Annotated in this window: 5 protein-coding genes and 3 pseudogenes; 4 read left to right on the top strand and 4 right to left on the bottom strand. The window is 65.3% G+C overall.

The window, feature by feature from the left end:
- The 4 genes and pseudogenes from ACZ7DE_RS40135 to ACZ7DE_RS40120 form a co-directional block, all read right to left on the bottom strand.
- Nucleotides 1-285: pseudogene (locus ACZ7DE_RS40135) on the bottom strand (helix-turn-helix domain-containing protein); the annotation flags it as partial.
- An 873-nt stretch (nucleotides 286-1,158) separates the two neighbouring features.
- Nucleotides 1,159-2,022 (bottom strand): annotated as a pseudogene (locus tag ACZ7DE_RS40130) (IS701 family transposase); the annotation flags it as partial.
- A gap of 182 nt (nucleotides 2,023-2,204) precedes the next feature.
- Nucleotides 2,205-2,564: a RidA family protein gene (locus ACZ7DE_RS40125; RefSeq protein WP_470769415.1), complete on the bottom strand. Its 360-nt coding sequence runs from the start codon at nucleotides 2,562-2,564 to the stop codon at nucleotides 2,205-2,207.
- Between the two features lie 322 nt (nucleotides 2,565-2,886).
- A complete protein-coding gene (locus ACZ7DE_RS40120; RefSeq protein WP_470769414.1) occupies nucleotides 2,887-3,033 on the bottom strand; it encodes a hypothetical protein in 147 nt (48 codons plus the stop codon).
- 1,130 nt (nucleotides 3,034-4,163) lie between these two features.
- Here ACZ7DE_RS40120 and ACZ7DE_RS40115 point away from each other — a divergent pair.
- From ACZ7DE_RS40115 to ACZ7DE_RS40100, 4 genes and pseudogenes are all read left to right on the top strand, one after another.
- Nucleotides 4,164-4,409 (top strand): hypothetical protein, encoded by a 246-nt coding sequence (locus tag ACZ7DE_RS40115; protein WP_470769413.1) that lies wholly within the window; start codon nucleotides 4,164-4,166, stop codon nucleotides 4,407-4,409.
- Nucleotides 4,410-4,697: 288 nt separating this feature from the next.
- Entirely contained in the window at nucleotides 4,698-5,330 is a 633-nt protein-coding gene (locus tag ACZ7DE_RS40110; RefSeq protein WP_470769412.1) for a S8 family serine peptidase, read from the top strand.
- Between the two features lie 210 nt (nucleotides 5,331-5,540).
- Nucleotides 5,541-6,785: a S1 family peptidase gene (locus tag ACZ7DE_RS40105; protein ID WP_470769411.1), complete on the top strand. Its 1,245-nt coding sequence runs from the start codon at nucleotides 5,541-5,543 to the stop codon at nucleotides 6,783-6,785.
- A 321-nt stretch (nucleotides 6,786-7,106) separates the two neighbouring features.
- Nucleotides 7,107-7,642 (top strand): annotated as a pseudogene (locus ACZ7DE_RS40100) (transposase); the annotation flags it as partial.
- Nucleotides 7,643-7,663: the final 21 nt, after the last annotated feature.

The raw sequence follows: 7,663 nt of genomic DNA, 5'->3' as shown, positions 1-7,663 counted from the left end.
GCCAGCACCTCCAGGGCCTCGTCCACGTAGCGCCAGGCGGTGGCCTGCGATATCGCGAACCCGGCGCCGAGCTGGGCGAACGTCTCGTTCTTGCGCAGGTGGACCAGCGTGAGCAGTGCCTGGTCGAAGCAGCGGAGCTTCCGCCAGCGGGTGTTACGTGCGCGGCGGTGCTCGTACAGCAGCCAGGCGACGTACTCAACGAGCTCATGCGGGACGTCGAGCGTGGCAGGATACGGAAACCAACAGGGCCCCTTCGGTCGCCGGTGTGCTGAGTGGAATCACCACGCCAACGACGAGGGGCCCTGCCTCGTCACCACACCCACCGACCACCCCATTTCACCCGCCAGCACAGGATGAAAGAGGCTCAATGAGCTGCCAGAACTGCTGCTTGTTCATGGAGGCAGAGCCTGCCACCTGGTACTGACATCGGGCCGGTCGCGGGAGCTTGGCCCACCAGAGCAGCCACGTCGCTCCTGTCAGCGTGTGTGGTCGCCGGGTGCATATCGGCTCCAGGTTCCTCCGGCTTCGGTGACCAGGCGAGTGGCGGTCTTGTCGTGGTAGCCGAGTGCCTTCGCAATGATGGGTGCCGGGGCTTGGAGGACGAGCTGGCGGATCGCGGAGGTCCTGCCTCGTTGAGGCCGACATCGACGCCTGGCACACCGAGAGTCTGGCCACCCGCCGTCCGTCCCAGTCATTCCTGCGGTGGTGCATGACGACCGGCCGGATGCCCCGTCTCACACTGCCGCCCGCGGTCATCACCCAGGACTCGGAACCGCTGCACCAGCATCGCCGGCTCGCGATGCTCCGCCGGGTCCTCAACGACGACGCCTTGCCCCTGCGGCCCCGGGTCGCCGCCGCCTCGTTCTCCTCCATGCGCAACCCGTCAGCCGCATCGTCCGCCTCACCATCGACGACATCACGGACGACGAGACCACCTCACCGTCCGACTGGGAGAGCCGCCGTCCCCGCTGCCGAAGCCCGCAGCCGCCCTGATGCGGGCCTACATCCGGTCCCGACAGCACATGCCCTACGCCAGTAGTAGAGCTCACAGTGGCTCTTCCCTGGTCGCCAGCCCGGACAGCCCATGAACCCAGTCAGCCTCCAAGTGCACCTCCGAAAGATCGGTGTCCCCCCCGCACCGAAGTGCCCCTGTCCGAACTGGTCCGGTGACCAGCACAGGTAGAAGGCGAGTTCACCGGTGGAGCGGTTGCGGCGTATGAGCAGGTGGCGGTGGCTGCCGGTGCCGATGTGGATCCAGGCCCAGTCGTAGTAGCGCGGTCCTTTCGCGCCGTTTCCGGCGTTCTGACGGTGCCAGGCCGTGGTGGGCAGTCGGCCGGCGAGGGTGTCGGCGCGGGCGGAGTGCGGCCGTGGTTGATTCTCACCCGTGTCGAGCAGGCGACGGCCAGGACGTAGCCAATGCCGCGCACCTTGAGGGCGGCGTGGAGCTGAGGGTCCTGGCCGTAGGCTTCATCGCCGGTCACCCAGGAGGCGGATCCCGGCGTCCAGTGCGGCCTCGATCATCTGCTCAGCCAGGCGGGGCTTGGTGGCGAACTGTACCGTCTCGGGTGTCCCGGCCGCGATGCGGCGTTCTGGATCATTGGACCAGGAGTGTTCAGGGAGATAGAGCCGTCGGTCGATCGGCGCCCGTCCCCGGCTGGTGGCCAGGGCGAGGAACACGCCGACCTGGGCGTTTTCGATGCGTCCCGCGGTGCCGGTGTACTGCCTCTGCACTCCTGCCGAGGACCGGCCCTCCTTCAGGAAGCCGGTCTCATCGACAACGAGAACGCTGCCGTCAGCGGTGAGGTATTCGGCGGCGTAGGCACGCAGGTCGTCGCGGACAGCATCGGCATCCCGGCGGGCGTAGCCCAGCAGACGTTGCATCGGCCCGGGCCGCGTATGGCCCGCCTGTTCGGCCAGCTGCCAGCAGTTCTTCCGCTCGACACTCGACAGCAGCCCCAGCAGATAGGCGCGGGCTGCGGCCCGAGGCTCAACTCGCCCGAATCGCCCCGCGATCCGGGCCATGACCTGGTCGAACATCCCCCGCCAGCGGGCAGGGTCTACGCCATGGCCCGCGGCCACTGCACAGTCATCAGTAGTCCACACAACCCCTGATGATCACGCGGTGGCCGCACCCGTTCCCAGCCGGGCATGTCCCGGTGGACAACGTAGGGAAGGTTGAGCAGTTTCATCAAAGATTGACCGGCTCACGCCTCGCTCGATGTCACGGCCCACGCGTCGATCTCGACGCGGAAGGCGGGATGGACCAGTCCGACCACCTGGACGAGCGAGCAGGCAGGGGGACGCGCTGGATCCTGGTGCTCGTCCCGTACTCGGCGGAAGGCCGCCAGGTCCTGGAGATCGGTCAGGTAGACGGTCAGTTTGACTACATGCTCAAGGTCGGAACCGGCCGACTGCAGGGCGGTAGCCAGGTTCGCGAACACCTGGCGCACCTGGGCCTCGGCGTCCCCCTCACCCACCAACCGGCCTTCACTGTCAACCGGGACCTGGCCAGACACCGCGACGACTTTTCCCGCACACGCCACCGCGTGGCTGTAGCCGTTCACCGGTGGACTTCCCTCAGGCCGCACAAAGTGCTGCATCACAACTCCACTTCGCTGCGCAAAGACGTTCACGATCAAGGATTCCTTTGCTGCGGTCAACCTTCGATGAGATCGCTCAGCCTTCGGCCAGACAGGACGCAGAGCCCGCAGCAAGATCGCGAAACCAGACTGGAGTATTAGGAGAGGGTGCTCTCACCCGGTCGTCACGATCCGGGGCGAACCCCCTCCCTTCAAACGGTCAATGTTGACGACTCCGGGCACTGCCAACTGCCCGCCGATGTCTCAGCCGGAGGAGCCCCAGCCAGCCGGAGACGCCAGCGTCGTCCTACCGTTCCTCGAGCCAGGCCGTGGAGACGCCCCATGTGCAGCCGTTCTCCGACTCCTTCGGACTGAAGACATCCACCCCGGACCCTGCCGGATTCACCCACACCCAGTCGGAGTAGTAGGTGAAGCCCCATGAACAACTCGTCACCAGACGGATAGAACCGGAATGCAGGCTCGACCTGGAGTGGCAGTAGGATCCATAGGCACGGTATCCAGTGGTCGGACCGTAGGCGTCGTAGTAGATCCCACTGGTCTGACATGTGTAATTTGCCGTTTCGAGATACCTCCCATTGATGTCTGCGGATGCCGACGGGGCGGCGGCCAGTGTGGAGCTGACGGCCAGCGTCGCTCCGCCCAACACCATTCCGATCCTTTGCAAGGCGCGCATGGCTACTCCCGCGGTCGATGCTCATCCCCGGCGTTCGGGAACACAGACATCGTGTACGTTCGCCACACTCAACTCGTGAGCAGTCCTTACTCACTTGCCAAGCTGAAGCTTCCCCTTGATCACGGACACCTGGAGACTGGGACGTGAGGTTCCAGAGGAAGTAGCACCAGGTGGGAAAGATGGAGATCACGACGGTAGTGCGACCGTCCGCGCTGACCGCGTTCTGCGTGGTGAAGCCGGGCACGTCGCCGTCATGGCTCCAGTTACCATCCTCGCAGCTCAGCGGTGTCCAGCTCACTTGCCGTCAAATTCGCCGGGGCCAAAGCAAATTGGCAACCGGAGAAGCGGTACGCCGCTAGGGCCACTGCAGCCGGGCCGACGGTGGCTATTTCTACAGGTACACCATCAGGAAGCCGTACGACATCCCATAACCCGAGGCCCCCGCGCCGATTCCGTGCACGCGCAGGTCTACTGCCGCGGAGCGGCACCGGCGGTCCTGTACGCCCCGGGTTGTCGACCAGCCCGATTGACCGAAGCTATTTGGGCCGGCTCGCAGGCGGCGGAAGTTTCTTACTCATTGACTGTTAGTCAACCAAGCGAGTCAGGCGTACCGACTGCGTTCGCCCTGCATGCAGCCTGCACGGGCGCTCACCCGCTGAGGAAGGAGCTGAGGAAGTGATGTGCCAGAGCAGTCTCGGTCTCCACCGCGGCGGGTGCTGGGACCGACTCTGCTGGGCTGTCCACCGGCATGAGTGAGTACTTGTTGCTCTGTGGCCGAGGGTGCACTCCCGGTGAGTATGTTCCGGCAAGTGGCTCGCACCGGGGCCTCGGGTCGGTCTGGTGCCGGGGCGTTGGGAGAGCCTTCCTCGTACCCGGAAGGACCGTGTGGCATGAAGAGAGTTGTCGCTGTCGCGGTGGCCGGAATCGCCGCCATTGCCGCGTCGGTGCTTCCCTCCGAAGCGTCCCAAGCAGGTAACCCGAAGGAAAGGGTGCCCCTCGTTCAGGCGAAGGAGGGAAGCCGTGATGGGGTGTACCTCGTGGCCGTTCACGAAGACGAGGACCCGAACAGCGTCGCTGCATCACTGGGACTGACACCACGTCACGTCTTCACTGGCGTCTTCACGGATTTTCCGTGAAGACGGACGCACACCACATCGAGGTGATGCGCGATCACCCGGAGAAGATCAAAAGGATCTCCGAGAACCATAGATTCCGGACCATGGACAGCGTTGCCGGGACGCCTATCTACCGCATCTGCACCCAGGACAACCCCGGTTCCGCCCTCGACCGGATCGACCAGACGGACCTGCCGCTCGACAACAAGTACAAGTATCACGAGAAGGCGTGGGGGCAGTATGCCTACGTCATCGACAGCGGTATCGACGCCGACCATCCGGAATTCGGCGGCAGAGCGATCAACGCATGTGGCGGGCATCATCGGTTCCGACACCTACGGTGTGGCCAAGCGCATCAACCTCCGCGGGGTGAAAGTCACCGAGGGCTGCAGCAGGGAGGCCAGCCCGGAATCGGTCCTGGCCGGCATGGACTACGTCTACAACTACGGGATCCAGCCCGGCGTGGTGAACATGTCCCTCGGCGGGGGATTCGATCCCGAGGTGAATCTCGGCGCTGCCAGGCTGGCCACCCGGTTCTTCGTCGCGGCGGCAGCCGGCAACGACGGGGAGAACGCCTGCCCGCAGTCGCCCGCCGGCGTTCCGTCCGTCCTGACGGTCGGTGCGTCCAGCCACATCGTCGGCACGGACCGCGTCTGGGAGGACAGTGCGTCCGGACCGTGTGTCGATCTGTACGCACCCGGAAACTACGTCCGGTCGACGGTGCCGAACACGCCAACGAACCGGTGGGCCAAAGGAGTGAAGAGCGGAACGTCGATGGCAACGCCGTTCGCAACGGGCGTGGCCGCCATCGTCCTGGCCCACAACCCGACCTTCACACCGCAGAACGTGCATGACTGGCTCACCGGCAACGGCACGAAGGACCACCTCGCAGGTGTGCCCGCCTTCACGCCGAACACCCTGCTGAACAAGGGACGCCTGTAGCCGCGCAACGGGTGCGCGGCGATGGCCCGATACCTGGATGTCCGAGCCGGATCACCCCCGTCGGGTAGTCGACGGCTGACGTTGGCCAGGGGTCCGTCGGGCAACCCCCGCTGGGACAGCGCCTGATAAGAGACCGGGACCCACCACGACCGACACGAGCAAGCCGGTTACCCGGGCTTCCTTCCCTCACCCGAATGAAAGGACATTGTCATGAATCGTCGTCGTTTCGCCGCCATCGGATCAGTACTCACCTCGATGCTGTTGATACCCGCCGGTGTGGCTTCGGCACTGGTCTCAGCACCTTCAACGGTTTCAACGTCCTCACCGGGCGACCCGCAACCATCCGGAACGATAGAACCGAGAATGGTTACGGCGTTCGCCCGCGACTTCGGAGTGTCACCCGACCAGGCCCGAAATCGGCTGGTCCGTCAGGGGCAGCAGATCGAGCTGGCGCACCGGCTCGAGAAGAGCCTCGACGAGCGAGGGGCCGGTTCGTGGATAGACCACGCCACGGGGAGGCTGTACGCCAACGTCCTCGACGAAGCGGCGGGGCGCACCGCCCGCGCACAGGGCGCCACCCCGCGCCTGGTCCCTCATTCGCTGGGGAAACTGCGAGCAGTTGAGCAGCGTCTGGACCGAGTGGCCGGAGGACGTCCTTCGGCGACCGGCAGCCGCTGGTACATCGACATGGAGAAGAATCAAGTCGTCCTCGCCGTGCCCCAGGGGTCACGGGACGCGGTGAGCAACGCGCTGCTGAAGGTGGCGGAGGAGGCCGGATCACTGGTGCGCGTAGAGCGCGAGGACGGCCGACTCCGTGACACGGCAGACAATTTGTACGGCGGAGTCGACATCTACAACAGTTCAAGCCACTGTTCCACCGGCTTCAATGTCCAAGGACCATCGGTCCTCGGCTATCGTGCGCAGTACGTCCTGACTGCGGGTCACTGCATGGCCGGTGGAGCCAGCGCGCACTGGTACAGCAATGGCAAGTATGTGGGCCCGGTAACTACCTACACGTATGCCAACCAGGATCACGCAATCATTGCCACCAACACGGTTGATTGGGTTCCCCAGCCGAGTGTGTGGAGGTATGACGGCATGGTCAGCCCCGTGCGCGGCTCGACCAACGTGACAACCGGTGCTTATGTCTGCAAGTTCGGGCGTACGACCGGCTTCACGTGTGGCACGGTCACAGCCACAGATGTCACCGCTTCCACCCCGACCGGCACCAAGACCGGTCAGGTGCAGACCAATCTGTGTGTAGAACCCGGCGACAGCGGCGGCAGTGTCCTGGCAGGCAACCTGGCGGCCGGACTCACGGCTTCCAGCGTGACCTATGGCCCCGGCATGGTGTGCGGTCAGAAGCTCACCCCGGCGGTCGCAAATGTGGCACTGTTCCAGCCCATCGGCCCGGTACTCACCGCTTACGGCGTCACACTTCGCACCCAGCCGTGAACTGTCCCCGCGGACTTGGCCTGCTGCGCGTTGGTGCTTGCCGCGCAGGGCGATGGGGGAGCGGAGAGGGCCAGCGCATCGATGACGGATCCTCGTGCGATCAGCGGGACAGCCAAGGAAGTCCCGTTCATGTGCGGCTGATTCAGAGGTGTGAAAGGAAAGTCACGTATCCCCGTCGGTCTGAGCAGGTCGGGGACTGGGGGCTGCCGCTCCGTTTCCCAGTCCCCGAGACTTCTGGCCTGCGCGCACCCTGCCGCGCAACTCCGGGACTCAGGTCACCAGCAGCAGGACGCGTGCTGTCGGCCGATGACGGGTGCCCTACAGGAAGGCCGAGAGGCTGAGCCCAGCGCCTGCGTCATCGACTCGCAGAGCATCAAGGCCTCCGCCAACGTCCCCGCAGCCGGCCAGGGCATCAACGCGGGCAAAAAGATCGTGGGCCGCAAGCGGAGCATCGTCGTCGACACTGTCGGCCTGCTCCTGGCGGTGCTGGTCACGGCCGCGAGCGTGCAGGACTCCGTCGCCGGCCAGGTCCTCATCGAGAAGATCGCCGCCGAGCACCCCACTGTCCGCAAGACCTGGGTCGACGGCGGCTACCGCCAGCACCTCGTCGAGCACGCCGCGACCCTCGGCATCGACATGCACATCGTCCGCCGCGCCCCCACCACCAGGGGATTCACCGTCCTGCCGAGACGCTGGACCGTCGAGCGCACGCTGGGAGGCTGATGAACCACCGCCGCCTGACCCGCGACTACGAGGCCAAACCGCATCGCTCCGAAGCCATGGTTCACCTGGCGATGATCAGCCTCATGACACGCCGTCTGGCCGCGGAATCCACCCCGAGCTGGCGCGGCACCTGAACTGCCCCTTACCTGGCAATC

The organism is Streptomyces sp. NPDC037083, assembly GCF_055606485.1.
This window is presented reverse-complemented; position numbering and strand designations above follow the sequence as displayed.

Coding starts and splice junctions, on each gene's coding strand:
- ACZ7DE_RS40105 (WP_470769411.1), top strand. CDS start 5,541: ATGAATCGTCGTCGTTTCGCCGCCATCGGATCAGTACTCACCTCGATG.
- ACZ7DE_RS40115 (WP_470769413.1), top strand. CDS start 4,164: ATGAAGAGAGTTGTCGCTGTCGCGGTGGCCGGAATCGCCGCCATTGCC.